The following is a 25,053-nucleotide window of genomic DNA, read 5'->3' as shown; positions in this document are numbered from 1 at the left end:
GCAATGGGCTTTCCTAAAATGAGCTATAGCCTATTCTTCTTAAAAAAGAGGATGCGCCAACGAACGCATAGCTATTTTCGGATTTTTTTAGTTGTATCTAAATAAAGAATTAGTATTTTTTAGCTGTGAATAACCCCTTGGAAGAGAGAGCACAGAAAGCGGCAAAGATTATTGCTTCTCCTGCTGATTATAAAGTGTGCGAAGGATGCGGCTCGATCGTTTCTAAAAAGGCTATATTTTGTCCCAACTGTAATGGTTACCGCTTTGATTCCTCGAAGCAAAGGGTTATAGAACAAGCTGAAATTTTGGGAAAGCGCGAACCGACTTCAGTCAGTTTTGAGGATTACCTCTGAAATATTCGCCGTAAAATTCTGGTACGGTTTTTGCTTTTAATAAGCCAAATCCATTATATGCATGAAAAACATCGTTTTTATTCTTTTCTTTTTCATTGGCTTTTACTTTCTTGGTCAAGGAGCGATTATCCCAACCTCAAAAGGACAAAGATTAACCATTCTTAGCAGTATTGAGCAGGCCAAAAGCATTCCTCCAGGAAAAACCTTTGCGATTATTTGCGGAAAATGTAAAGGCGTTTGGATGACAACCGTCAAGAAGGCAAGCAAAGAACATTTAACATGGTTTGATCCTGGACAGCTTCAAAATTGTCCAGGCTTATGCCAGGGTATAATCCAATCGAGGCAAACCAAAGACAAAAAGAACCATTTTTTCTGTAATCATTGTGGAGAGCATTCTGCTTTTGCTTGTTGCAGCTCTTGAAAATATAAAAGCAAGACAATACTAATAACTGTACTTCAGTTATTTTTAGACAATTTCAAGAGCGTTAAACCTATTGATCTAGATAGAGCAACTCGGCCGATTAAGAAAGTTTGAGTTTTCGGAAAAGCCAAACTTTAAAAAAGTCCAGTGCGATCATATAGGCTAAAATCGCAGCGACAAGGCCCAAGAAGTGACCAAAACCTATTTTGGTCGTGCCTATTCCATATGTGGCCTGTATCCCCAAGGCAAAGAGGACAAAAAGGGAAGTTGCTATCATCCATGAGCTTGGCCAGGAGTTCCAAAAATGATGTCGTTCTCTGACAAGATAAAGCGTAGCTTGACCTTCTAACGCAAGGATCAGAAAGCTCAATGATTGAAGATGATCCTGGTCAAGTCCTAAAACATTTCGAGCAAACAAAAACAGGCTAAAGGAAAAGAGCAGCAGCATAAACCCAAGAGTTGCTCCGCTAATCACAATGGACTTAATAGGCCATTTCCTTGTCTTGTGCGCTGGCTTGACCTGATCGCTAATGATAGAGAGAGTTAGCACATCATTGTAAAGAACAAGGATGACTCCAAGAAAAGGGTTTAATACGAATGTTTTTCCCAGAACTAATCCTAAAGTCATGTAAAAAGCGACTTCTATTGTCTTGACCACCTTATTAAGAATGTAAGTGAGAATCCTTTCGAAAATGATACGACTTAGCATGATGGCAGGAACAATATCCATAAGACCTGGATTGGTAAGCACGAAGCTTGCGGCCGCTTTGGCCACGTCAACTGCATTGGACACCGCTATTCCTACATGGGCTTGTCGCAGGGCCGGTGCATCGTTTACTCCATCGCCAGTCATGCCTGTAACATGGTTTTTCTTTTGAAAGGCTTGAACGATCATGAACTTATCTTCAGGGAAAACGCCAGCAATAATGTCAAACTTTTCGATCTGCTGAAGTTGATCGGCTGTTGCATTAGGAAGGGTAATCGACTGTTCACCAATACCCACTTTTCGCCCAATGGATTTTGCTGTAAATTCCTGATCTCCTGTCACCATAATCACTTTGATTCCAAGCTCCTTGATTTTTCTCACCAATGCTTCTGACTCTTCCCTTAAAGGATCAGAAAAACTGATGAGTCCTAAAAGTTTGTCAGCTTTAGGATAACCATAGGCAACAGCAAGGATACGTGATCCATCCGCCTCCAGTTCCTTTGCACGATTTGCGATTTCTGAAGAATCAAAGGGGATATTTTTTAATACCGCCGGCACAGCCCCTTTAACAACGGTTAACGGATTTCCCTCTTTATCTAGGTAGAGTGCTTTAGACATTTTTGTCTTTGGATCAGCCGGAATATATTGCTTAAAGCTAAGAGAAAGCTCTTGAGTCGAAAGCTTATATTCGGTTAGTTTTTTAAAAATCGCTTTATCGATCGGGTTTTCGGCTAGGGGATCAGAACAAAGCGCCGACCAGAGCAATAGCTCTTTAGAGGAGTATGGTGAATAGGGGAAAAGATTATTGATTTCAAGCTCGTTGCGGGTTAAAGTGCCGGTTTTATCCACGAGGAGAACGTCCATAACTGAAGCATCTTCAAGGGCGGAAAGCTTGGATGTCAACACCCCCTTTGATGCCAGTTCCCTGGATCCGAGTGCCGTGGCTAGGGTAAAGATGGAAGGCAATGTGGCAGGCACTGATGCGATAAGAATGACAAGCGCATAAGGGAGTAAAATGGTAAAGGGAAGGGCTGCGATGGCACCATAAAGGGATATAAAAGCGATGAGTAGACTATCGATCCAGAGTAAGGACTTGACGATGTCGAATATAACTTTTTCGGCTTGGCTAGGGGGCATAGCCTTTTGGATTAACTTTGTCATTTTCCCTAGATGAGTCTGGGCTCCTGTAGCGACAACTACTCCATGAGCTTGTCCCGATTCAACAAAACCTCCTCCAAACAGGGTTTCTCCTTCACAGACAGTTCTGGGAAAAGACTCTCCTGTAATCATTGATTCATTGACTTCTATCTGGCCCTCGATCAGTTGAAGATCTGCAGGAACTATATCCCCACTGCGCAACAAGATAATATCCCCCCTGACGATTTCCTGGGCAGGGAGGATAGTCCATACTCCATCTCTAAGGACTCGAGTACGTGGAGAAAGTCGACGGATCAAAGAGCGAAGGGCACGACGAGCTCGAGATTCCTGTGCAAAAGAGATAATTGAAGAACCGATCAAAAAACCAGCAATGGCTAGTCCATCGTGAACCCTGTGGAGAACAATTTCCAAAATAATGGTTATTTCCAACATCCAGGGAATGGGTGCCCAAAACTTGGATAAGAAAAGCAATAAAGGATGACTTCTTTTTTCAGGGAGAGCATTTAAACCTTCTTCAGATAACCTTTTTTTAGCTTCCACCCAAGATAACCCGAGTTGAAGCTTGACATTATCATCAGGCACAAAGGTTTTCCTCGAATTGAAAAAAGGGTTTCGGACAGAGAGGGATTCGAACCCTCGAGTCGGTTTCGCCGACTACACGCTCTCCAGGCGTGCCCGATCAACCACTCCGGCATCTGTCCCCGGGGCTTTTTATTGTTATATTATAAACGGACGGAGAAAAAACAGAAAATTATTTTGTTTCCTTATCCTCATTACCAGCTTGGAGCAAGGGTACTTGAAGGAGTACCATAATAGGTATCCTGTTTTTCTAGATAGGAAGTAGGGACAAATCCTTTTTTGCCCCGTGTCGTTTCCACCCGCACAAAGCCTTCCCCCGTAGAACCGAGAAGCTTTAGCCGGGTTCCTTTTTCTAGATAACTATCAGGTACCTCTTCGCCTGGTCCCTGAGTGTAGAAAGGCGTCCTATCTTTTGTAACTAAGTTGTATTCATAGCCTCCAATGGTCGAGGTGCAGGAAAAAAAGGATAAGCTTAAAAAACAGAACAAAAGAACAAAGCAATTTAATTTATTTAGGGGATAGAATGATCTTTTATGGTCTAACATGGTCTGTTTTTATTGAGTCGGCCTATAAAAATTCCCGTGGATCAGTAATTCTGCCTGTTATAGCCGATGCTGCAACCGTGAGTGGAGAGGCTAAATAGATCTGTGAAGTTTTGTCTCCCATTCGTCCGGGAAAATTGCGGTTTGTCGAAGAGATACAGACTTGCGGCTTATTAAGCCTTCCAAAGGTATCAAGCGGACCTCCAAGGCAAGCAGCACAGGAAGGATTTTCAGTAATTTGAACACCCGCTTTGGTGAGTATATCCCAAAGGCTCTGGCCTTCCAGCTGGATTTTGTAAAGTTGATCTACGACTTCAGGAGTCGAGGGAACGGCGAAAGTGTCTACACTCACCGCTTGGTTTTTTAAGATCGAAGCAAAAGCGATGAAATCGGATAGCTTGCCTCCTGTACAGGAACCGAGATAGGCACGATCAATTTTAATAGAACTCAGTTCTTTGGCTTTTTTCCTGTTGCCTGGGTTGTGAGGAGCGGCAACGGTCGGTTCAATCTGGCAAAGATCAATGACATGGGAGGCAAAAAAATGCTGATCTTTATCGAGCTCAACGACTTCAAATTCCTTTTTCGTTCCATTTTTCAAAGTCTTCTGTTTTACAAATTCAATGGTTTTTTGATCAGCAGGGAATATCCCATTTTTGGCCCCCGCCTCTATGGCCATATTTGCTATCGTCATGCGATCTTCAATCGAAAGAGTAAACACACCGGGACCTTCAAACTGCATCGCCATGTAAGTTGCCCCATCAAAGCCGATTTCACCAATAATATGCAGGATGAGATCCTTAGCCATAACCCCTTTTTGGAGTTCTCCGTCAAGATAAAACTGGATTGTGGGGGGAACTTTGATAAGGAGCTTGCCTGTACCCATTACAAAACCTGCATCGGTGTTGCCAATACCCGTTGCAAATTGATTGAAAGCCCCAGCCGTACAGGTATGACTGTCGGTACCAAAAAGGACTTCTCCAGGACGCACGTGTCCTTTTTCAGGAAGAGCCGTATGGCAAACACCCGCATATAATGATCCGTATTGACGACGGAGCGAACCTTTAAGAGGATCAAACTTCCATGTCCCCTGAGGATCATCAATGACATCATAAAAATAAGGAAGTCCTTGTTCCTTTGCGAATGTTCTAAGGACATCGACATTTCGATTTGATAAAGAGTCGGAAGTAAAAATATAGTGATCGGGCATGATCACGATTTTATAGGGATCCCATACCCGGGCGTTTTTCCCAAATTCCCTATGAAAGACCCCTATAGTGCCTGGCCCGCAAACATCATGGGTAAGAAGGATATCCGTATCAACCCAGATATTATCTCCAGGAGAAACTTTGGTTCTCTTGCTAGCTTTGGCGAGTATTTTTTCTGTCAAAGTCATATCTATAATTTCTATTTTTAAAGTTTACTGTGTAACTCTTAAGAGCAACTCTTTTAAAGCCTTATTTCGGAGTTTTCCTCTTTAGCCAAGATAGAAGAATAGGAATCAATTCTCAACTCTTTTCAACTTTTTTGCTTCGTTCCTTCTACAATTTTCAAGGCCTTTTCTATCGAGGGAAGGATCTGGTGGCGGGGAAAAGAAGAAAAGCAGGATTCAGTAAAAGAAGGATCTTTTAATCCATGTCCTGTAAGGGTTAATACGACAGTAGAATGCGGTCTAATAAGATCTTGCTTGCAAGCTTTTAAAAACCCTGCCACCGAGACCGCTGAAGCGGGTTCAACGAAAATACCTTCTTGATAGGCTAAAAAACGGTAAGCTTCAATGATTTCAGAATCGCTTACCGCACCGATCCAACCCGCTGATTCCCTGGCTGCTTCTAAAGCTCCTTTCCAACTCGCTGGGTTACCAATTCTTATAGCTGAAGCAATTGTCGTGGGATTTTCAATAATCCTTCCTTGCACAATAGGGGCAGCTCCCTCGGCTTGAAACCCTAACATTTGTGGAAGTTTCTTCGAAAGTTTACTTTCGTAATACTCTTTGTAACCTTTCCAATAAGCAGTAATGTTGCCTGCGTTACCTACGGGTAAAATATGATAGTCTGGGGCATCGCCCAGAGTGTCACAGATCTCAAAAGCGGCTGTCTTTTGCCCTTCTATGCGGCTAGGATTGACTGAATTGACTAGTTCGATCTCAGGTTTCAAGCTCGCAAGCTTGATAACCAGCCGCATGGTGTCATCAAAATTTCCTTCTACTTCTACTATTTCTGCCCCATGGATCATAGCCTGGGATAGTTTGCCCAAGGCGATTTTCCCTTGGGGAAGAAAAACAAAACATTTTAAATCAGCCCTCGCTGCGTAAGCTGCCGCTGAAGCAGCGGTATTGCCGGTACTGGCACAAATAACTATCTGCTTTTTTTGTTCCAGGGCTTTGGTCATGGCTACGACCATTCCCCGATCTTTAAAAGAAGCCGTTGGATTCAGTCCTTCGTATTTGAAATAAACGTTTAAATCTTTTCCTGAAATCCGGGATAATTTTAAAGAAGGGATTAGGGGTGTATTCCCTTCAAGAAGGGTAATATTGATACTGTTTCCGCACAGGGGAAGACGATCTCGATACCGATTAATTATCCCTAGCCAGGATCTAGGGTTATTCTCATTGAACATGAAAATCCTCTACTCTGTAAACGATTGGTTCACCTTTAAGAAAAGGAAGCCTGGATATTTCAAAACAAGCTTCCTTGAAATATTTTTCCTTCGCATCATGGACCATTATAATCAGGGGGACGCCTTGCGAAAAGCTTGAAACTTCAGGTTGGACAACAGAAGAAATACCGATGTTTTTTTTCCCAAGAATTTCAGCGATCGCTGCCAAGACTCCAGGTTTATCCACCACATTAAGCCTCAGATAATATCGGGAAATAATCTCTGAAATAGGCATGACCTTATATTCGGTTTGTTCATCAGCAAAGAAAAGTCGAGGATTATATTCCACGTGGGGATATCTGGCCAGTTCCACTAGGTCACTTAATACAGCACTGGCGGTAGGATCTCCTCCAGCTCCTCGCCCATAAAATAGCTGATCTCCTACAATGTCTCCTTTAATAATCACAGCATTGAAAGATCCGGAAACCGAGCTCAGAATATGGTCTTTTCTAAGAAGAGTCGGATGAACCCGAATTTCAACTTCTTTTGAGTCTTGGTGCTTTTTTATAATAGCTAATAGCTTAAAAACATAGCCAAGTTCTCCAGCATATTGAATGTCAAAAGGATCGACCGATTGAATCCCAGAGGTGTAGATTTCTTCGACTTTTGGCCAGAATCTATAGGATAAAGCGCAAAGGATCGCTGCTTTGTGCGCACTGTCCTCACCACTCACATCAAGTGTTTCATCCGCTTCGGCATAGCCAAGCTCTTTGGCTTTTTTTAGTGCATCTGCATAACTCATCCGACCGTTAGTCATTTCCGTCAGAATATAATTACAGGTAGCGTTAACGATGCCTGAAATCATCAGAAATCGGTTGGCAACAAGTCCATCTTGAATAGCTTGAAGCAGAGGAATTCCTCCTGCAACGCTGGCTTCAAAAAGAATTCTTCTTTTATAGCTGGATGCAAGACTAGCTATCTGTTGTCCATGGAAGGCCAGAAGAGCCTTGTTAGCGGTTACCACCTCTTTTCCTTTTTTTAAAGCCTCTGTAATGATTTCATAGGGGACATCTATCCCCCCAATTAACTCGACAATAGCATCTAGGTCCGGATCGTTGACAATCTCTTTCCAGTCCGTGGTCAGTATTCCCGGAGGAACACCTTGTTTCAGAGCTTTCTCAACTGAACGCACCGCGATTTTTTTAATTTCAATTTCTTTGCCCGATTTTTTTGCCAGCAGTTCTCTATGGGTTAAAAGATTGTGCCACACACGATAACCCACATTACCTAGACCGATTAATCCGACATGAAAAGATTTCATGATCTATAAAAAAAATTACTCCTGAGCTTTGCAGGAATCATCTTCGGTGGAAAAGACATCTTCCCCCTGTTTTTTTTCTAATTTCCTGAGTCTTTCCCATATTTCAGGAAGCTTATTGTAAAGTGCCTCAAGCTTATGCGTAAGGCTGATGGGTCGAGCATGGCGGCCCGAAAGGATAGCCCGGGGAGGAACATCTTTTGTTACACCCGATTGAGCTGTAATCGTTGCCCCTTGGCCGATGTGGATGTGGCCTCCAATACCTACCTGCCCAGCAAGGGTCACGTTGTCTCCCAGGGAAGTGCTGCCGGAAATCCCTGTCTGGGCAGCGATAATTGAATTTTTCCCAATGATAACATTATGAGCAATCTGGACAAGATTGTCGATTTTACAGCCTTCCTGGATCCACGTTTTGCCAAACCTACCCCGATCCACAGTGGTATTTGCTCCAATTTCGACATCGTCATCGATCTGAACAATTCCTACTTGAGGGATTTTTTCATGTCGGCCATTTTTCAGTTCATAACCAAATCCGTCAGATCCGATCACTGCTCCAGAATGGATAATGACCCTTTTGCCAATCCGCGACCTTTCCCGAATGGTGACATGAGGATAAAAAAAAGACTTCTCTCCTACAACACTTTCTTTGCCAATAAAAACGAAAGCTCCTATAACACATCCATCTCCAATCTTTACATTATCTTCGATTACGGCATAGGGTTGAATGCTTACTTCTTTTCCTATTTCGACTGCTTTTCCAATGATCGCTGTGGGATGAATTCCTGCTTCATAGGAAACTGGCTTAGGACTAAATAACGAAACGATCTCTGAAAAAGCAAGGGATGGAGACTCAACCCGAATCAAGGTAGCCGGTGAAGTACCCTTATAACTTTTTGATACCACAATGGCTGAAGCCTGAGTTTTTTCAACAGCCGACTCATACCTTGGATTGCTTAAAAAGGTAATTTGTCCTTTTTTTGCTTCCTCAATATCGGATATCCCTGTAATTTCGATGTCTGCATTTCCTTCAACAATACCCCCAACTAATGCGGCAAGCTGTTTTACAGTATAAGAAACCACTTTTTATTCCTCTTTGAGTGGAAAGGGCAGTGATGGTCTTTGCCCTCCTTCTGATCCAAACTATTGAGAAGTAGAAGCAGCCTTGGTTTGTGGTTTTGTTGCATTAATCGTTTTAATCACTTCATCCGTAATATCCTTAACATCCTGGGAGTAAAGCAGAACGTTTGTTCCGCTTAAGCTTTTCCCAGATTTGTCAAAGACTAGAGTAAATTTTTCACGGCTGCTGATTTCTAAAATGGTTTTAGTAATGTCGTCAATGATACTCTGCCTGATGCGCTGTGAACGATCTTCCAGTTCTTTAGTCCGCACGTATTGGAATTCTTGAAATTTTCTTTGCATCGCCTGGAAATCTTGTGCTTTGGCTTCAAATGCTTTTTGTTTTTCTGCCCTGGCCGCTTCTGAAAGGGTTTTATCCTGGGCGGCATCATGCATCTTTTTTGCTTCTTCACCGATCTTGTTCAAGTCGTTGGCCATCTCCTGTCTTTCTTTTTCGAAAGCGGCGACTTTGGATTTCATTTCGGAGTCCGCCTCCTTGGTTTTGTAAAAATCATTAAAAGCTTTTTGAAGGTCTACTACGGCTATTTTTAAAGCCTGTTGAGAATAAAGCGATGAAATAGATAAAGCGGTTATAACACTAAAGGCAAAAATAAATGATTTCATAAGTTTATAATTTATATTTTAAGTGATAGATATTTTAAGTAAATCTAGTTTGCCCACCAGCAAATAGAGATCCTTTCCCATCCATAAATTGATCTTCCCTCTTTCCCTCCTTTACATAGCAGAAAAAAGTATAACGGATTTTGGTTAAAACACAAGTAATACCTTACCGCGGTACATCTGTGTAATTTTTATGCTCAGCAATTGAAAAGAGAAATTATTCTTTTGTCAAATGATTTTTGATCTATTCATTGGCCTAAAAAGAATAGCCCACATCGAAGTAAAACCTGCCTGTTTTATTCAACCAGCTCTGCCTTAAATAGGGAATACCGTAATCGAGACGTAAGGGACCAATAGGTAAAAACAATCTTAAACCAAACCCGTAATCCGCATCGATGTTTATCCCCTGTCCTGCGACAAGAGGGGTGGGGATGTATTCATTTGGTCCAATGAGCGAACCGGCATTAAAGCCCATATCATTGAAAACGGCAAATCTGACCCTGTCTACAACAGGAAATGTAAATTCAAGGTTCCAAACCGCCATGGTTTGACCTCCAACCGGAAAATCGAGGGGAAGGTAGTTAGGCCCAACAAGATTGTAGTCGAATCCTCTTAAAGAACGGGGACCACCAACAAAATAACTGTCAAAAAGTGGAACAAAACTGCTTTTACCGTATTGCTGGACAAATCCAGCCGTCAGGTGATTCCACATAATAATGTCCCAGAGAGGAAAGTTTTCAAAATGGGATATATCGATCTGTAATCTATAGATATCGGTTTGACCAAGCAATGGGCCTCCCGCACCCAGGATATTGAAATCAAGATAGGTTCCATGCCGGGTGACAAAGACACTGTCACGGCTATCATAGATCAGATCCATAGTGATATCGCTTTGGGTTCTTGACCCTCTGTTTTGCGCAAACACAGGGATATTCTCGACCTCTGGAAGATAACCCCAAAGATCGTATACATTAAAATCGTAGCGGGTTGAAAGAGTAAACCACTGGTTTAGTCTTTTGGCAAGACGCAGATCTAAACCATACTGGGTTTCGTTAAATCCGTTGTAAAACTGAAGATAGGTCAGTTGATTGAAGAAGAGGTCAAAACCGACCATTAGCGGTTGATCCATAAACCAGGGTTCGGTAAAAGATAACATGGCACTTTCCATGAAAATACCCAGTTGCAACCTAAACCTAAATTTCTGTCCAGCGCCCGTAAAAGAAGGAGGATTGGCGATGTCGAAATTTCCCTGGTTGAGTTCGACAAACCCAAGCAAACTTTCAATCGTGCTATATCCCAGTCCAAAAGTCACATTTCCTGTTCTTTTTTCTTGGACTGAAATGACCATGTTTTTCCTATTAGGAATGTTGGTGTCCTGGGGATTGATCTCCACTTTGTCAAAGTAACCCAGATTTTCTAACCTTTTCTTGCTCGCATCAACCCTAACGCTGTCATACACATCTCCGGGGGCCACCGCCAGTTCCCGGCGGATAACTTTGTCTTTGGTCTGGTTGTTGCCCTGGATAATGATTTTATCGATATAAGCCTGGCTGCCCTCCGATATTTTAAAGAGCAAATCAATGCGGCCATTTTCGATGTTAGCTAATCTTTCAGGTTTAATTTCCGCATCGATATAGCCTTGTTTGCCGTAAAGATCCCTAATCGCTTTGATATCGTCATCAAGTCCTTTGGGAGAAAACACGCTACCCTCTTTCATTTTGATGCTATCGAGTAGATCACTATTAGGATGGATAACATTGCCCTGGAATTGAATAGTCCCTACTTTATATTGGATTCCTTCAAAAATAGTGATTGTCACAACCATCTGCTCTTTTTGTGGGCTAGATACCTTGACATCCTTGATTTGCATGTCGATATAACCATGATCCTGGTAAAACTCCTTGAGTTTTCTTAAATCTTCTTGAAGTTGGTCTTCTTTAAAAATTCCCGATTTGTTTACGAAGGAAAGGATATTCTTTTTTTTCGTTTTGAGTTGTTTTTGCAGCTCAGCATTACTGAAGGCTTTATTGCCGACGAAATTAACCATTACAATGAACTGCTTTTCTCCTTCGGAAATCGAGAAACTAACGATAGCCCGACCGAACTCTTCATTAACATCGATTTTGTAGGTGACCTGGGCATTACCAAAACCATGATTTTGATAGTATTCCTTGATTTTTTCCGCATCCGCTGAAACTTGGAACTCACTTAAAGGATCTCCAATCTTTGTTTTAATCTGTTTTTTAATCCTTTCTATAGGGATCTGCTTTGCTCCCTGGATAGTGACCTCTTTGACCAGCGGTTTAGGTTGAACGATCACAATGACCTTCACTCCTTCGGCAACTTGTTCAGTCGATATTCTAAGGTTAGTAAAAAGTCCAGTCGCATAAAGATTCCTGACATCCTCCTCTACCGTGCTTGCTGAGTAAGGTTGCCCTACCGTTGTGCGCATATTGGAAAGAATCATGGACCGATTCACCGACTTGGGGCCAACGTAGACGATTTCAATTTCCTTAACTGTTGGGCCTTTCTTCTGGCTTTCCGCCCCACTAGGTGGGCCGACAATTTTTTTAGGTTTTTTTTTGATCGGGATAGCATGGGGGGGAGGTTGTACGGCTTGTTCGACGGGTTTTTCTTCTTCTGTGGGAGGGGTTTCGGGCGGTGATGGAGGAGCAAGGCGGGGAGCAGAGGGAGTCAGTTGTTCTGATTGTTCTTGAGCAAGGTTGGAAGAACCGCCCGTTTGGCTTGGACTTGGTGAAGGAGAAACACTTTTAGGTTGAGCGTCAATCGAAGAGGGAAGGGGAGGAAGATTAGGTCCTTCTTGAGAAGAGGAGGACTGGCAAAGGGCTATGTCAAAGGAAATTAAAAAAAAGAAAAGAAAAGCTAAGGAAAACTTAAGATTAATATGTTCTTCTATTCTGATGTTAAGCAAGAAGAGAAAAACATTGGGTTTCACAGAGTTTTCCTTTCCCTGCTATCCCCACAAAATCGAAAACCATAGCACTGAGTCTAGTTAAATGATCTGATTGTAATCCCCCCTGCTGCAGGGTATGCCTTGATTAAGTTGATGAATCTTCAGCTTTCTTTGCCTTGGTTTTCTTAAGCTGTTTCTCCTTTTTTTCTTTTTTATCTTTCTTTTTTTTGTCACCTTTCTTGGCTTTTTCTTGGCTACTTTCCTTTTCCGCTTCTTTTTCTTTCTTGGGGAAAATTATCTCCACTTGCAATTGAGCCAAGACATCATGATGGATATGTATAGGAACAACATGAAGGCCTGATTCCTTAAGAGGTCTATCCAAGGAAATTTTTTTTCTATCGACCTCGATTCCTGCTTGAAGAAGTCTTTCACAAATATCTTGGGTGGTCACGGCACCGAAGACTTTATTCGTCTCTTTTTCTCCCAATAAATTAAAGGTGAGTCGAAGCGAGCCGATTTTTGAAGCTAGCTCTAAAGCCTGTTCTTTTTCTTTTTCTTCCCTTTCGGCACGCATTTTTTTTAGCCGTTCGACTTGTGCTTTCGTAGTCGTTGTAGCAATAGTGGCTAAACCGTTAGGAATCAAGTAATTTCGAGCAAAGCCCGCCTTGACTTTGACTAGATCTCCTTCGGCGCCAAGTTTATCGAGTTTTTTATTAAGAATAACTTCTATATCCATAGTAAATCCTATTCTAATGGGAGACTTTTATTCCTTTTTCTTTCATGAGTTGTCAAGATCTAAAAGGGGACTTCTTCATCACCCGCTTGGGGTTCTTCTGGAGGAGAAAAGGCAGTATCAGTCTTGGTTGATGAAGACTCAACAGGAGTAGGTTGGCTAGATCCCTTGGCTTTTCCAAGGAATTGAATCCTGTCAGCCCTCACTCTCATCCGCGACCTTTTTTCCCCTTCTTTTGTTTCCCATTGTTCCATCTGCAACCTCCCTTCAACGAATATCAGGGAACCCTTTTGCAGATATTCTTTGCATGTTTCAGCCTGCCGACCCCAGATAACAACTTCGACAAAGCAAACTTCATCTTTGACCTGACCATCTTGACTTCGGTAAGAGCTGTTTATAGCCAGAGAAAGATCGCCCACCGGTGTGCCTTTTGGAGTATAACGGCATTCGGGATCCCGTGTTAAGTTGCCTATAAGGAAAACTTTGTTTAAGTCAGCCATAAAAAATTAAGTCACGATATTTTGCAACTGGTCTTTTGGAACAGCCGACAGTCCCTTTTTTCTTCTCACATAAAATTGCCTGAAGATAGAAGGATTGGCCTTAAGCTTGGTTTCAAGTTCTTTAAGACTCTGAGGAGCTAATTCAACACCCATGTTAACATAATAACCTGAGTCAATTTTTCCAGCCACCCTTTCAAACTTTCTTCTATCCATTTTTTGGAGGCTCAGAACATTACCGCCCAATTGATTGATCGTTTTTTCGATCTGTTCGATCATCTCTTTAAGGGAGTCTTCTTTACCTTGTACATCAAGAATATAAAGAGCATCATAAGTTCTGTTCATGAGGGATTACTCTGTGAAAAAATCTTTTCTTTTATACTTTAATTAATAGTTACTTTTATGAAGTAATTTTGTTCAATGCAATTTCAATTCCATCTTTTTGCAAGGATTCATAAAATTGAATCGCCTTAGTAGTCATTTCTTCGACCTTGCTTTTTTCGGTTTCAGAAAAGGGCTTGAGCACATAATCGGCCAACTCTTCACCTTCGGGTAAAGGGCCGATGCCCAAACGCAATCTTGGAATTTCTACCGTATGCAGTTCCTCTATAAGAGATTGGAGTCCTTTATGCCCCCCGGAAGATCCTTTCATCCTAAACCTCAATTTTCCAAGGGGTAAAAAAATGTCATCAAGGATAACAAGGATATCTTGAGCTCGACAATTCAGTTTTTTTAAAAGATAAGAAACAGCCTGACCACTCAGATTCATATAAGTTAGAGGAAGGACAAAAATCACTTTTTCCTTAGATGCGATCTTCGATTGGCTCTCTTTATCCCTTTTAAAAGAAAGGTTTTGTTTTTTGGCTAGCTCTTCGACTACCTTCCATCCGATATTATGCCTTGTATTCTCATATTCCTTTCCCGGATTACCTAAACCAACCACAATATGGAACACAGTGAAAATCCTCTAAAGAGTAGCTTAAATACCCTTTATTGTGAAGATTCTTCAGCTTTGACTTTCTTTTCTTTTATGACCTCGGGTTCAGCAGTTTCAGCAGCACCAGCAGCTTGCTCTTCTTCTCCACCCTTGGCTGCAACAAGCGACAGAACAACCTGATTTTTTGGGCTCAGCGATTCGACCCCTGGAGGTAAAGGAATGTCTCCTACATGAAGAGATTCGCCCGTTTGCAAATGATCTATTGATACAGAGATGGAGTCGGGCAGATCCTTAGGAAAACAACTAATTTTGATTCTACGTAACGATATATCCAGATTTGCGGTACCCGATTTTAAGCCTTGGGGCTCGCCTGTAAAAATGAGGTCTATTTCTGCATGGACTTTCTCATCGGCGGAGAGCTCATGGAGATCTAAATGAAGGAGCTTGTCGGTGAGAGGATGGAGTTGAATTTGCTGGAGAAATGCCAAGGTAGACTTTTTTTCTTGGGCATCTGTAATTTCTAGGTTTAAAAGGACTTTTTCTATTCTTTTTCCATGAAAAAGATTTTTAAATTCCGATGCTAGAATTTCCAAGGGAACAGAAGTTCCTTTTCCATAAAGGATAGCAGGAATTTTATCTTTAGACCGTAGTTTTTTGACTGCAGACTTCCCGATTGATTTTCTTAGGTTAGCCTTAAGAGTGATAGATTGTGCCATAATCGTTGTCCCTTCTAATAGGATTGCATCTATTATTTACTGTTATATGCTTTTTCGATAAAGGTATTTAAGATAGTCGTCGGATTTAGTTTTACAATAATTAAAAACATAAAATTTTCAAAATCTTCTATATTTGCTTAATTTCATTTGGCTAAATCCTTATTCATAGCTTCTATTTTTAATAATGCAAGATCAGATCGATAACCGACCTAATCCAGATGCCTTGCTTGAGGTCGTACAAAAAGAAGAGGGCGAAAAGAACAGGGGGAGTTTAAAAATTTTCCTCGGCATGTGTCCCGGAGTGGGGAAGACCTATGCAATGCTCCAGGCAGCCCAGGTTGAATTGAATAATGGCAAAGATGTGGTTATTGGATATGTCGAAACCCATGGGCGAAAAGAAACCGAGCTGCTCACTCGAGGTATCCCTATCATTCCAAGAAAAATCGTCCAGTATAGAGATATCTTCCTGGAAGAGATGGATCTTGATGCGATCCTCGAACGAAAACCCCAACTTGTCATTGTAGACGAGTTGGCCCATACCAACGCGCCTGGAATGAGGCATCTGAAGCGATACCAGGATGTACTGGAAATCCTTGAAGCGGGTATCGATGTCTATACTACTCTTAATGTTCAACACATTGAGAGCCGGACAGATATGATCAGCCATATCACAGGAGCCCCTATTTACGAAAAGGTTCCTGATAGCATTGTGGACATAGCGGAGATTGAACTGGTTGATCTTTCTCCTGAAGATCTGCTCAAACGACTTGCCGAGGGCAAAGTCTACATTCCCGACCAAGCTCGGGCAGCAGCGCTGAATTTTTTTAGGGAAGGCAATTTAAGAGCGCTTCGAGAAATCGTTTTGAGACTTGCGGCTGAAAAAGCGGGCAAAGACGTCCAGGAATACATGCAGATAATGCATATCCAAGGACCATGGAAAATTTCTCACCGGTTACTGGTGGCCATCAGTGCAAGTCCTTTCTCTGAGGCTCTCATTAAATGGACGAGGAGGAACGCTGAAAGCCTGAAATGTCCATGGTATGCGGTATACGTGGAAACGAGTAGGGTTTTAGCTGAAGAAGACCAACAAAGGCTTTCAAAAAACATTGAATTAGCTAAGCATCTGGGAGCCGAGATCATTACTACGGCCGACGAGGACATTGTCCGGGGTATTCTGCGAGTTGCCAGGCAGTGGAACATTACCCAGATTGTCTTTGGAAAACCCAGGGGAAGAGGACTTGTTGAATGGTTTAAAAGTCGGTCCTTACTTCACCGGTTGGTGAGGGAAAGCGGAGAGATAGACATTCATATCGTCGGTGAAGAAGAAAAGGAAAGAGAGACAAAAAAACAGAAAATTTTACCCATTCCCGAATCGAGTTTTTCACAATACGGGCTAACCTGCTTGGTTATTTTTGCAATTACCCTTTTTTGCTTGTGGGTTAACCAATGGATCGGAAGTCGATCGATTGGAATGATCTATCTTTTGGGCATAGTAATCCTTGCCCTGTTTGTGGGCAGGGGTCCTGTCCTTGTAGCTGCCTTGTTAAGTGCCATAATCTGGGATTTTTGTTTTCTATCTCCAAAATTTTCCTTTGGGATCCAAGGGATAGAAAGCGGTTTTGTGGTGTTCAGCTATTTTGTAGTTGCTCTTGTTCTAGGCCAGTTCATTACGCGATTGAGAGCTCAAGAAAAAGCTGAAAGAAGAAGAGAGGCTAGAATTTCAGCTCTTTATATGCTAAGTCAGGAGCTTTCGCAAGCTGCAGGTCTCGATGAAATTGTCATCAAGGTTGTTGAGCAGCTCTCTCATTTTTTCCAAGCCGAAGTAGCCGTTTTTCTCGTTAATCCCTTCGATAACAAGCTTTCAGGGTTACCCCATTGGGCAAGTACCCTTAAGGTTACCGAAAAAGAAGCCAGTGTTGCAGCATGGGCTTTTGAACATGGTAAAGCGGCGGGTAGATTTACTGAAAATCTCCCTCTTTCCAAGGCCTATTATGTACCTCTTTCTACGCACAAGGGTTCTGTAGGGGTACTTGGAATAAGCCTGCCTGGGATCCAATCCCTTTCTTTTGATCAAAAAAGTTTGATTCAAGCCTTTGCTAACCAGATAGCTCTTGTTATCGATCGACAAAGGCTGGCTGAGCTGGCCGAGCATGCTCGAGTGGTTGCGGAATCCGAAAGGCTTAGCCGCACACTGCTCAATTCCATATCCCATGAAATGAAAACGCCTATTGCGGTCATAACCACCGCTATCGAATCATTGAACAAGGAAGATTTGTCGAGCGAAAAGAGGGCTATGATTATCGATGAAATCAGGTCGGCTACTCTTCGACTGAATCGAATTGTCAGGAATCTTCTTGATATGGCTAGAATCGAGTCGGGAAGGTTCAAACTCAAGAAAGAATGGGCGGATATCCACGACCTGTTTAATCTTTCTCTTAAAGAAACACAAAAAGAGTTAGCCGGCAGGCAGCTTAAGGTAGATATCCAGCCTGGAATACCGTTAATTAAAATTGATTTTTCGTTAATGTTAGAAGCTTTGAATAATTTGTTGCTCAATGCGGCCTTACATACTCCGCCCTCTTCTCCAATTGAACTCAGTGCTTCAGTGAAAAAAAACGCGCTTGTCATCCGGGTAGCTGATCGGGGACCAGGGATAGACCCCGAAATATTGAACCGGATATTTGAGAAGTTCTATCGAGGTACAGGAGCACCACCGGGTGGAACGGGATTAGGCCTTTCCATTGTTAAAGGTGTAGTTGATGCTCATGGGGGTAAGGTTCTTGTTCAAAATAGGCCTGAAGGAGGAGCTGTCTTTTCCATCGTTATTCCTCTTGAAAGTGTTCCAGAAGTTCATCCTATGCCAACCGAAGAACCTGTGAAAAAATAAAGACCGAGTATGAACAGAGAAAAACAGATTCCGATTTCTGTCCTGGTTATTGATGATGAACCGCAGATACTAAAACTATTGAAACTGATTCTTGAAGCAAAAGGGTATCGGGTTTTTCTTGCTTCTAGGGGAGAAGAAGGTATCTTGGAAACGGCTCAAAGAAGACCCGATATTGTTATTTTAGATCTTCTGTTGCCAGATATGAATGGAACAACTGTAATCCAGAGGATAAGGGAATGGAGCCAGGTGCCAATTCTGGTGCTGTCCGCTATTGACCAGGAAAAAGATAAAGTCCAAGCTCTAGATTATGGGGCTGATGATTATTTAACCAAGCCTTTTGGAGAAGAGGAGCTGATGGCTAGAATGAGAGTACTTTTACGAAGACTTCAGCCTCAAGACAACCTCCAGGTTTTCCGGTCGGATGGTCTTGAAGTGGATTTAGTTAACAGGAGGGTTTTCTTCCATAAGAAAGAACTACGGCTGACGGCTACCGAATATGGCATATTAAGACTTCTGGTTCGTCATGCAGGAAAAGTCTTAACTCATAGGCAAATATTACAAGAAGTATGGGGTCCACGGGGGATGGACCAGATTCATTATCTGCGCGTTTACATGGCCAGGCTTAGAGAAAAGATTGGGGAAAACTCGCTGCAACCTAAAATTCTGCTAACCGAACCTGGAGTCGGGTATAGGCTGATGATTTTGGATCCAGAGGATGGCATAAAATAAGCTTATTTGTGAGTTAAAAGATGAACCTTTCTAAAATTGAAGAAGGGGCATGGAAAGATATTTCGGGCAGGTGGAGACAGCTGGCCGGGGGTTTTTATTCTCATGGTTGGAGTTTGGAGCTTATTGAATCCCGTATCGATGGTTATTTTGACTGGTCGAAGAGCTTTCATCACAACAGCTTGGAAATCTGTATCAATAATCTAGGGCATGGTGTCATTTATTCGAACGGATCGATGGTTGAATTTCGACCTGGAACAGTCGGTTTTTATGCGATTTCAAAAAAGAGATTGCATGCGGAAAGAAAGGCTGGAGAATATGCCCAGTTTGTAACTGTGGAATGGTCTAGGCAAGCCTTGGCGGAGGAACTTAAGGGGATGGAAGAATGGCTTCTTCCGCCCGTCAAAGCTTGGCTTGAAGGCAAAAGAGAAGAACCCCTGATCGGCTCTCCTCGAATAATGTCTTCGTCTCTGAGAGTCCGGCTGGAAAACCTTCTGTCGGGAACATTCTCTCAGCCAACATTGACTCTTTTTGCCCATGCTTTATCCCTTGAAGCCGCTGCAGAAGTCCTTTTTGAACCGATCAATACCGATGTCAAGATATGCCCTTTTTCACCCGCGCATAAGTTAATTGTTGAAAAGGCAAAGGAGTATCTTAAAGAACATTTTACTCGCTCTATCCGGCTAACTGAACTTGCACAATATGTTGGAGTGAGTCCTTCGTATTTAAGTAGGCTTTTTTCAAAAGAAATGGGTATGACTATTCCTATTTACATCCGTAATCTTCGGATTGAAAAAGCGGCGGAGCTTTTAAAAAGAGGTGATTACAATGTCACGGAAGCCGCTTTTGCTGTCGGCTATTCCAGCTTAAGTTATTTTAGCAAAGTTTTCTGCCAGGTCATGGGGTGTTGTCCTTGTGTATATCCTTCTCCCAAAAGGCTGGTCAGCAAATAATCTTTTTTGACTGAACTTCTTTTAAACAAACTTGGATACATTTTTGTTTTATAACAAAGAATAAGACTAGCCCTTTTTTCTTTTGTTGTTCAATCGCTATCCAACAAGGAATAAAAGGCCTAAAAAAATAACCTAAAGATATTAAATGTAGCCTTTTACGATTTTTATAAGGATGAAATAAATAAGCTTTCTCTGATCCTTTTTCTAATACATTAGGGCTAAAACCCAATGAAGTCGTTTTGTAGGTTTTTTCTTTTTATTTATTTCTTTTTTTATCCAGGGGCCGTGATTGTTTGTCAGCCAGGAAGTTATTTCTATGATTCCTTCCAGTTAGCTTCTGAGTACGACAAATTAAGTAATCCTCAGTTCATCCAGGGGAAAAAGCTTGTTTCTTTATTGAAAATTAAAAAAGGCCAGAAGGTGCTTGATATCGGTTGTGGCACAGGAAGACTGGCTGCTTACGTGGCTGAAATAACGGGGAGGGAAGGTACAGTCATTGGGATCGATCCTTCCCCTTTTAGGATTGACATAGCACGCAGGAGAGAAAAGGAAAACCTTAAGTTTAAAGTTGCTTCCACCGAAGATCTTTATCTATTCAAAGATAACTATTTTGATGTCATTTATCTCAATAGCGTTTTTCATTGGATCGACAACAAACCACAGGCCATAGCGGATATTTATCGTTTATTGAAAGTAGGGGGAAAATTAGGCATAGCGATGGGGGCTAAGCAACAAAACCTATTTTTAATGTCGATTGTGAGAAAATCAGTGCAATCTGTATTAGGCTACGTCCCCAAGGAGTTTGATACAACCGAGTATAGACGGGAAGCTGAGGAAGCCCAGGGACTTGTCCTTGAAAGCGGTTTTAAAATCCTAGAAACAAAAACCCAAAACTACATTGATCTGTTTAAAACCGGAGAGGAACTTATCCGGTTTTATGAGTCGAGCAGTGGAGGAAGCCTGCTCCGGGAGTTCCCTGATTTTCAAAGAAAAAAAATTATATCTCATATCGAACAGGCATTAGATAGATTAAAAACTCCAAAAGGTATAGCCATTCCTCATTCGATCCTTTTTTTGATCTGTGAAAAGCCAAAATAAATCAAGAAAAACTTTGAGCTATAGCCTTGATCGATTAAACGGTGCAGCTGTCAGCTAAAAGCTGGGATTCTCCCCTGTTTTTTTTAGCCCTGTTATTTATTAAAAACCTATAGCTGAAAGGAAAAATCCTGTTTTTTTTAAATCAAAGGGAAAAATACCGCTCGGTATTGATCTTAAAAAAGCAATAGGATCCACCGAAAAAAATCATTGTTAGGTTTACCACCCGCTTGATTATCCTTTAAAAGGTCAACCTCCAAGAATAACAACCGCCGTGGCAGCTAGGGGAGTATGAGTAAAGGATAAAAGAATAGAGCTTACTCCTTTGGATGAACAAAGCTTTGAGATCTCACCATGAAATAGCAGTTTTGGAGGGGAGTTCCTTAGGGAAGCCACTTCAATATCTTTCCAATAAGCAACGGGACTCCCCAAGGCTTTGATCGCTGCTTCTTTTGCTGCAAACCGAGCTGCAAGATGGGGAATGGGATTGGCCCTGGCTAAACAATAGGAAAGTTCAGTCTCTTTATAGATTTTTTTTAAGAACCGCTCACCATATCGACTATAAAGTGATTCGATCCGGCTATTTTCTACCAAGTCAATTCCTAATCCTATGATTTTCATAAGATTGCTACTTATTGTTTATCGAGCAACTGGATCATTTTTTGGACGGCATGTTTAAGTCCACAAAAAAGGGCTTCAGAGATGATCGCATGGCCTATATTTAGGGTATGAAGGAAAGGAACGGAGTGTATATAACGGCTAACATTTTTGTAATTAAGTCCATGGCCCGCATTGAGTTGTAGGTTAAGTTCCTTTGCAAGATGAGCACAATACTTGTGCTTTTCAATTTCTTCCTCAATCTCTTTGGGTTCAGTTGCTAGAGCATATTGACCGGTGTGCAATTCGATACAGTGGGCTGATGCTTCTTTGGCGGCCTTAAGTTGGACCGGATCAGGATCTATAAAAAGGCTTACCGTTATTCCTGCCTGGGAAAGTTCATTAACCACTTTTTTAATTGTTGACAAGTTGCCGGCAACGTCCAGTCCACCTTCCGTGGTTACTTCTTCTCTTTTTTCTGGGACCAAACAGACTTCATTAGGCTTGATTTGCAAAGCGATCTCCACCATTTCATTTATAGGAGCCATTTCCATGTTCAAATCTCTAACCGCCCCTCGGATAAGTCGCATATCTTCATCTTGAATATGCCGACGGTCTTCTCTAAGATGGGCGGTGATGGAATGGGCTCCAGCTTCTTGAGCAATTTTTGCTGCCTCAAGGGGCGACGGATTAGCAAGCGAAGAAAAAGGGGTTTGTTTATACCTTGCTTGTCTTAATGTAGCAACATGATCGATGTTAAGTCCTAGCCGAATCATTTTATCATCCTTATTAGTTTTGTTGAGCAGTTTGTGGAAAGATTGCGGGGTTGAGTTATGATAAATGAATTGAGTTGAAGTTGCAAAACTAAGATGAGTTCATTCGAAAAGTTCCTGAGAGAAATAGAAAAGCAATGGAGTCAGAGCAAAAGAAAACCTAAAGAGCTGGTTTCATTTTACAGAAATTTTTTAAAAAAAGAGTCCCATCATCTTAGGATGGAATATGCTTTAGGATCCGGTGGCAGAGCGATCACCTATAAGCGGGCAGAGCTTTTCAGAGCGGTGTTGACTCACATGTGGACGATGGCCCTCGAACAGGTCTATCCGCAAATGGCTTTGAAAGAACCTGCAATTTGTCTTTTAGCTGTGGGTGGATTTGGCAGGCAAGAACTTTCTCCAGCCAGTGATATCGATTTGCTTTTTCTTTATGATCTCAAAAAAGAAAGTGAACAATCAATTTTTGAACTCATACACCAAATCCTTTATTTTCTATGGGACATCGGACTGGATGTGGGGCATTCGACGCATCAGTTGGATGAAATCATAGCCGCGGCTAATAAAGACTTGCAAACTAAAACTGCACTTCTTGATTCCGACTTGATTTGTGGCTCGAAAGTTTTGTGGAAAAAATTTCAGGATGTTTTTGAGCCCTCCTGTATAACGGGAAAGGAAAAGGAGTTTATCGAATGGCGTTTTGAAGATTTGAAAGAACAACATAAAAAATATGGGGGTACGGTCCTAGTTCAAGAACCTAACATTAAATGGGGCTGTGGAGGATTAAGGGATTACCAGAATCTTTTTTGGATAGCTCGGGTCAAGGAAAAAATAGTTCAAAAAGAAGTAATTGTAAAAGAGCGGTGGATTGATAACAAGGATTGGGAAAAACTGAAAAATGCCTATGATTTTCTTCTTCGTGTACGCGAAGAGTTGCATTACCGTGAAAAAAGAAAGTTTGACCTCTTGACCCTTGGGAACCAGGGCAAAGTGGCTAATGCCTTTGGGTATCCTCAAAAAGATATTTTAGGCCGGGTCGAGGAATTCATGCGACAATATTACGACCATGCCCTGCAGATCTATCTCATTGCAAATAGTACGGCTGAAGCAATCGCTTACCAAAAAAAAGGATTTCTTTCTAGATCAAAGGCTAAAAAAAACATAGGTTCTTTTACAATCGAAGATCATAGCCTGGAAGTCGTTAACCCAGAAAAACTCACTGAAAACCCTATTCTTATTTTAAGAGCCTTTTCCTTTATCCAAAGATGGGGCTTAAAAATAGGGACAACTCTAAAGATGCAGATCAAACACCGGTTGCATCTCATCAATTATAACTTCTTGCGTCGTAAAGACGTAAGGAACCTTATTCGCTTGATATTTTCTCGGAAAGGCCAAGTAGGGGAAATATGCCGGCAGATGCATGAAATTGGGTTGTTGGGAAGGCTTTTCCCTGAGTTTGCTCCGCTCAGATGCCTGGTCCAGCATGAGTTTTTCCACCGATACACGGCTGATGAACATACTTTGCGCGCCCTCGAGGTGATTGACTCTCTCATTGGAGCAAAAGAAGCGCCTTACAAACAGTTTGCCACCCTTTTTCATCAGCTACAAAATCCCTTTATTCTCTATTTAGCTATTCTTTTGCATGATACGGGAAGAGCGGCCAGCCATAAAAGACATCATGAAGAACAGAGTGCGATCCATGCCATGAATGTAGCAAAAAGATTGAGGTTATCTTCTGAGGAACTTTCGCTGCTCGTTTTTCTGGTTGATCAACATCTTTTAATGAGCCAGATCGCGGCCAGGCGTAATCTTGAAGATGAGGAAACCATTTTAGAGTTTGCCCGGATAGTCATGACCCAGCAAAGACTGGATATGCTAATGTTACTGACGTTTGCCGATCAAGAAGGAACCGGAGAATCCAAAAATTGGTCAAGTTGGAAAAACCTTCTACTATGGGAGCTCTATCGTCAGACCTCCCAAGCTTTATCGAACAAGGAAGAGTTTATTATCGAGCGCAGAAAATCGATAGAACAGATAAAAGAAAAAACAAAGGAAAGGCTTTCTGAAAAGATTGATCAAGAAGAAGTGGATGCACATTTTAATAACCTGCCTTTAAGATATTTCCAGACTTTTTCTGAAGAATCGATCGCGGTTCATATTGAAACTATTCATCATTTCCTTGAAAAACAACTCGACTCCCATTCCAATGTTTTGGCTCCCGTGGTTAAATGGATAGACAAGCCTGAGTTTGACTATTCAGAAGTCATTGTTGTAACTTGGGATAGGTTAGGCGTTTTTTCCCGGATCTGCGGGAGTTTTTCCATTATTGGCCTTTCTATTTTGAGTGCCGATATTAACACTCGTAGCGACGGTATCATACTCGACGTTTTCAAGGTCTGTACATCCAAAATGGAATTTGCTTCAAAAGAACAGTATAAAGATCCTTTTTGTAAAATACTTGAAGAAGTGTTTCTTGATGAATCTTTTGACATTGCTAGCCGTATTCCTAAACCCGGGATCACAGTTAAAAAGGAAATTGAAGGAGAGTTTCCCACTTCTATTAGCTTCGATCAGGACTCTTCTAAAAACTACACGATTTTAGATATTCAAACTCCAGATAAACCGGCTCTTCTCTATAGAATATCAAATGCTCTTTTGGAGCTTGGCATAGAAATTGTTTCGGCTCGTATAGCAACCGAGAAGGGAGCTGCCCTGGATACTTTTTACATTTTGAACAGTAGCGGACAAAAAGTCGTGAAGGAAGAAGAGATTAAATCAATATTAAAAAATATACGCAAGGCCATAGGCATTTAGAATAA

At 41.7% G+C, this 25,053-nt stretch carries 22 protein-coding genes and 1 tRNA gene; 7 read left to right on the top strand and 16 right to left on the bottom strand.

Annotated elements, in window-relative coordinates; genetic code table 11:
• Positions 1–125 precede the first annotated feature (125 nt).
• On the top strand, positions 126–353 hold the full coding sequence (locus IT6_RS02945) for a hypothetical protein (protein WP_134440147.1): 228 nt from the start codon (positions 126–128) through the stop codon (positions 351–353).
• Positions 354–414: 61 nt separating this feature from the next.
• The gene (locus IT6_RS02940) at positions 415–774 is read left to right on the top strand and encodes a hypothetical protein (protein ID WP_134440148.1); all 360 of its coding nucleotides are present in this window, start codon (positions 415–417) and stop codon (positions 772–774) included.
• 100 nt (positions 775–874) lie between these two features.
• Here IT6_RS02940 and IT6_RS02935 read toward each other — a convergent pair whose 3' ends face one another.
• From IT6_RS02935 to IT6_RS02870, 14 genes are all read right to left on the bottom strand, one after another.
• The gene (locus tag IT6_RS02935; protein WP_206827646.1) at positions 875–3,220 is read right to left on the bottom strand and encodes an HAD-IC family P-type ATPase; all 2,346 of its coding nucleotides are present in this window, start codon (positions 3,218–3,220) and stop codon (positions 875–877) included.
• Between the two features lie 31 nt (positions 3,221–3,251).
• Positions 3,252–3,339 (bottom strand) — tRNA-Ser (locus tag IT6_RS02930).
• A 72-nt stretch (positions 3,340–3,411) separates the two neighbouring features.
• Positions 3,412–3,762 carry an SH3 domain-containing protein gene (locus IT6_RS02925; RefSeq protein WP_242524305.1) on the bottom strand — a complete coding sequence of 117 codons (351 nt, stop codon included), beginning with the start codon at positions 3,760–3,762 and terminating at the stop codon, positions 3,412–3,414.
• Between the two features lie 22 nt (positions 3,763–3,784).
• Positions 3,785–5,152, bottom strand: coding sequence for a 3-isopropylmalate dehydratase large subunit (locus tag IT6_RS02920; protein ID WP_134440150.1), 1,368 nt, complete (start codon positions 5,150–5,152; stop codon positions 3,785–3,787).
• A 122-nt stretch (positions 5,153–5,274) separates the two neighbouring features.
• Positions 5,275–6,375, bottom strand: coding sequence for a threonine synthase (gene thrC / locus IT6_RS02915; protein WP_206827644.1), 1,101 nt, complete (start codon positions 6,373–6,375; stop codon positions 5,275–5,277).
• Positions 6,365–7,675 carry a homoserine dehydrogenase gene (locus tag IT6_RS02910; protein ID WP_206827642.1) on the bottom strand — a complete coding sequence of 437 codons (1,311 nt, stop codon included), beginning with the start codon at positions 7,673–7,675 and terminating at the stop codon, positions 6,365–6,367. Before IT6_RS02910 ends, thrC begins: the two co-directional genes overlap by 11 nt.
• A gap of 15 nt (positions 7,676–7,690) precedes the next feature.
• Entirely contained in the window at positions 7,691–8,752 is a 1,062-nt protein-coding gene (gene lpxD, locus IT6_RS02905) for a UDP-3-O-(3-hydroxymyristoyl)glucosamine N-acyltransferase (protein WP_206827640.1), read from the bottom strand.
• A 60-nt stretch (positions 8,753–8,812) separates the two neighbouring features.
• Complete coding sequence (locus IT6_RS02900) at positions 8,813–9,412, bottom strand: OmpH family outer membrane protein (protein WP_134440154.1); 600 nt, start codon at positions 9,410–9,412, stop codon at positions 8,813–8,815.
• Positions 9,413–9,665: 253 nt separating this feature from the next.
• Positions 9,666–12,365, bottom strand: coding sequence for an outer membrane protein assembly factor BamA (bamA, locus tag IT6_RS02895; RefSeq protein ID WP_206827638.1), 2,700 nt, complete (start codon positions 12,363–12,365; stop codon positions 9,666–9,668).
• Positions 12,366–12,468: 103 nt separating this feature from the next.
• A complete protein-coding gene (gene rplI / locus IT6_RS02890; RefSeq protein WP_134440156.1) occupies positions 12,469–13,059 on the bottom strand; it encodes a 50S ribosomal protein L9 in 591 nt (196 codons plus the stop codon).
• A gap of 59 nt (positions 13,060–13,118) precedes the next feature.
• Positions 13,119–13,556 carry a single-stranded DNA-binding protein gene (locus IT6_RS02885; protein ID WP_206827637.1) on the bottom strand — a complete coding sequence of 146 codons (438 nt, stop codon included), beginning with the start codon at positions 13,554–13,556 and terminating at the stop codon, positions 13,119–13,121.
• Positions 13,557–13,562: 6 nt separating this feature from the next.
• On the bottom strand, positions 13,563–13,898 hold the full coding sequence (gene rpsF / locus IT6_RS02880; RefSeq protein ID WP_134440158.1) for a 30S ribosomal protein S6: 336 nt from the start codon (positions 13,896–13,898) through the stop codon (positions 13,563–13,565).
• 55 nt (positions 13,899–13,953) lie between these two features.
• Positions 13,954–14,508 (bottom strand): aminoacyl-tRNA hydrolase, encoded by a 555-nt coding sequence (gene pth / locus IT6_RS02875; protein ID WP_134440159.1) that lies wholly within the window; start codon positions 14,506–14,508, stop codon positions 13,954–13,956.
• A gap of 35 nt (positions 14,509–14,543) precedes the next feature.
• Positions 14,544–15,206, bottom strand: coding sequence for a 50S ribosomal protein L25 (locus IT6_RS02870; RefSeq protein WP_134440160.1), 663 nt, complete (start codon positions 15,204–15,206; stop codon positions 14,544–14,546).
• A 184-nt stretch (positions 15,207–15,390) separates the two neighbouring features.
• Here IT6_RS02870 and IT6_RS02865 point away from each other — a divergent pair, with 184 nt between their 5' ends.
• From IT6_RS02865 to IT6_RS02850, 4 genes are all read left to right on the top strand, one after another.
• Positions 15,391–18,093: a sensor histidine kinase gene (locus IT6_RS02865; RefSeq protein ID WP_206827636.1), complete on the top strand. Its 2,703-nt coding sequence runs from the start codon at positions 15,391–15,393 to the stop codon at positions 18,091–18,093.
• A gap of 9 nt (positions 18,094–18,102) precedes the next feature.
• Complete coding sequence (locus IT6_RS02860; RefSeq protein WP_206827635.1) at positions 18,103–18,822, top strand: response regulator; 720 nt, start codon at positions 18,103–18,105, stop codon at positions 18,820–18,822.
• Between the two features lie 20 nt (positions 18,823–18,842).
• Positions 18,843–19,772, top strand: coding sequence for an AraC family transcriptional regulator (locus IT6_RS02855; RefSeq protein WP_206827634.1), 930 nt, complete (start codon positions 18,843–18,845; stop codon positions 19,770–19,772).
• A gap of 228 nt (positions 19,773–20,000) precedes the next feature.
• Entirely contained in the window at positions 20,001–20,870 is an 870-nt protein-coding gene (locus IT6_RS02850; RefSeq protein WP_206827633.1) for a class I SAM-dependent methyltransferase, read from the top strand.
• A gap of 246 nt (positions 20,871–21,116) precedes the next feature.
• Here the strand turns inward: IT6_RS02850 and acpS are convergent, their stop codons facing one another.
• Positions 21,117–21,488: a holo-ACP synthase gene (acpS, locus tag IT6_RS02845; protein WP_134440165.1), complete on the bottom strand. Its 372-nt coding sequence runs from the start codon at positions 21,486–21,488 to the stop codon at positions 21,117–21,119.
• 11 nt (positions 21,489–21,499) lie between these two features.
• A complete protein-coding gene (locus IT6_RS02840) occupies positions 21,500–22,240 on the bottom strand; it encodes a pyridoxine 5'-phosphate synthase (protein WP_206827632.1) in 741 nt (246 codons plus the stop codon).
• 93 nt (positions 22,241–22,333) lie between these two features.
• Between IT6_RS02840 and glnD the strand changes: the two genes are divergently transcribed.
• Positions 22,334–25,048 carry a [protein-PII] uridylyltransferase gene (gene glnD, locus IT6_RS02835; RefSeq protein WP_206827631.1) on the top strand — a complete coding sequence of 905 codons (2,715 nt, stop codon included), beginning with the start codon at positions 22,334–22,336 and terminating at the stop codon, positions 25,046–25,048.
• Positions 25,049–25,053 lie beyond the last annotated feature (5 nt).

It is taken from the genome of Methylacidiphilum caldifontis (genome assembly GCF_017310505.1).
GTDB classification, from domain to species: domain Bacteria; phylum Verrucomicrobiota; class Verrucomicrobiia; order Methylacidiphilales; family Methylacidiphilaceae; genus Methylacidiphilum; species Methylacidiphilum caldifontis.
This window is presented reverse-complemented; position numbering and strand designations above follow the sequence as displayed.

Excerpts from the sequence above, each read along its gene's own strand:
- IT6_RS02885 (WP_206827637.1), bottom strand. The coding sequence starts at position 13,556 with ATGGCTGACTTAAACAAAGTTTTCCTTATAGGCAACTTAACACGGGAT.
- IT6_RS02855 (WP_206827634.1), top strand. The coding sequence starts at position 18,843 with ATGAACCTTTCTAAAATTGAAGAAGGGGCATGGAAAGATATTTCGGGC.
- rpsF (WP_134440158.1), bottom strand. The coding sequence starts at position 13,898 with ATGAACAGAACTTATGATGCTCTTTATATTCTTGATGTACAAGGTAAA.
- rplI (WP_134440156.1), bottom strand. The coding sequence starts at position 13,059 with ATGGATATAGAAGTTATTCTTAATAAAAAACTCGATAAACTTGGCGCC.
- IT6_RS02870 (WP_134440160.1), bottom strand. The coding sequence starts at position 15,206 with ATGGCACAATCTATCACTCTTAAGGCTAACCTAAGAAAATCAATCGGG.
- glnD (WP_206827631.1), top strand. The coding sequence starts at position 22,334 with ATGAGTTCATTCGAAAAGTTCCTGAGAGAAATAGAAAAGCAATGGAGT.
- IT6_RS02840 (WP_206827632.1), bottom strand. The coding sequence starts at position 22,240 with ATGATTCGGCTAGGACTTAACATCGATCATGTTGCTACATTAAGACAA.
- IT6_RS02925 (WP_242524305.1), bottom strand. The coding sequence starts at position 3,762 with ATGTTAGACCATAAAAGATCATTCTATCCCCTAAATAAATTAAATTGC.
- IT6_RS02860 (WP_206827635.1), top strand. The coding sequence starts at position 18,103 with ATGAACAGAGAAAAACAGATTCCGATTTCTGTCCTGGTTATTGATGAT.
- IT6_RS02865 (WP_206827636.1), top strand. The coding sequence starts at position 15,391 with ATGCAAGATCAGATCGATAACCGACCTAATCCAGATGCCTTGCTTGAG.
- IT6_RS02940 (WP_134440148.1), top strand. The coding sequence starts at position 415 with ATGAAAAACATCGTTTTTATTCTTTTCTTTTTCATTGGCTTTTACTTT.
- IT6_RS02900 (WP_134440154.1), bottom strand. The coding sequence starts at position 9,412 with ATGAAATCATTTATTTTTGCCTTTAGTGTTATAACCGCTTTATCTATT.
- IT6_RS02920 (WP_134440150.1), bottom strand. The coding sequence starts at position 5,152 with ATGACTTTGACAGAAAAAATACTCGCCAAAGCTAGCAAGAGAACCAAA.
- acpS (WP_134440165.1), bottom strand. The coding sequence starts at position 21,488 with ATGAAAATCATAGGATTAGGAATTGACTTGGTAGAAAATAGCCGGATC.
- IT6_RS02850 (WP_206827633.1), top strand. The coding sequence starts at position 20,001 with ATGAAGTCGTTTTGTAGGTTTTTTCTTTTTATTTATTTCTTTTTTTAT.
- IT6_RS02910 (WP_206827642.1), bottom strand. The coding sequence starts at position 7,675 with ATGAAATCTTTTCATGTCGGATTAATCGGTCTAGGTAATGTGGGTTAT.
- thrC (WP_206827644.1), bottom strand. The coding sequence starts at position 6,375 with ATGTTCAATGAGAATAACCCTAGATCCTGGCTAGGGATAATTAATCGG.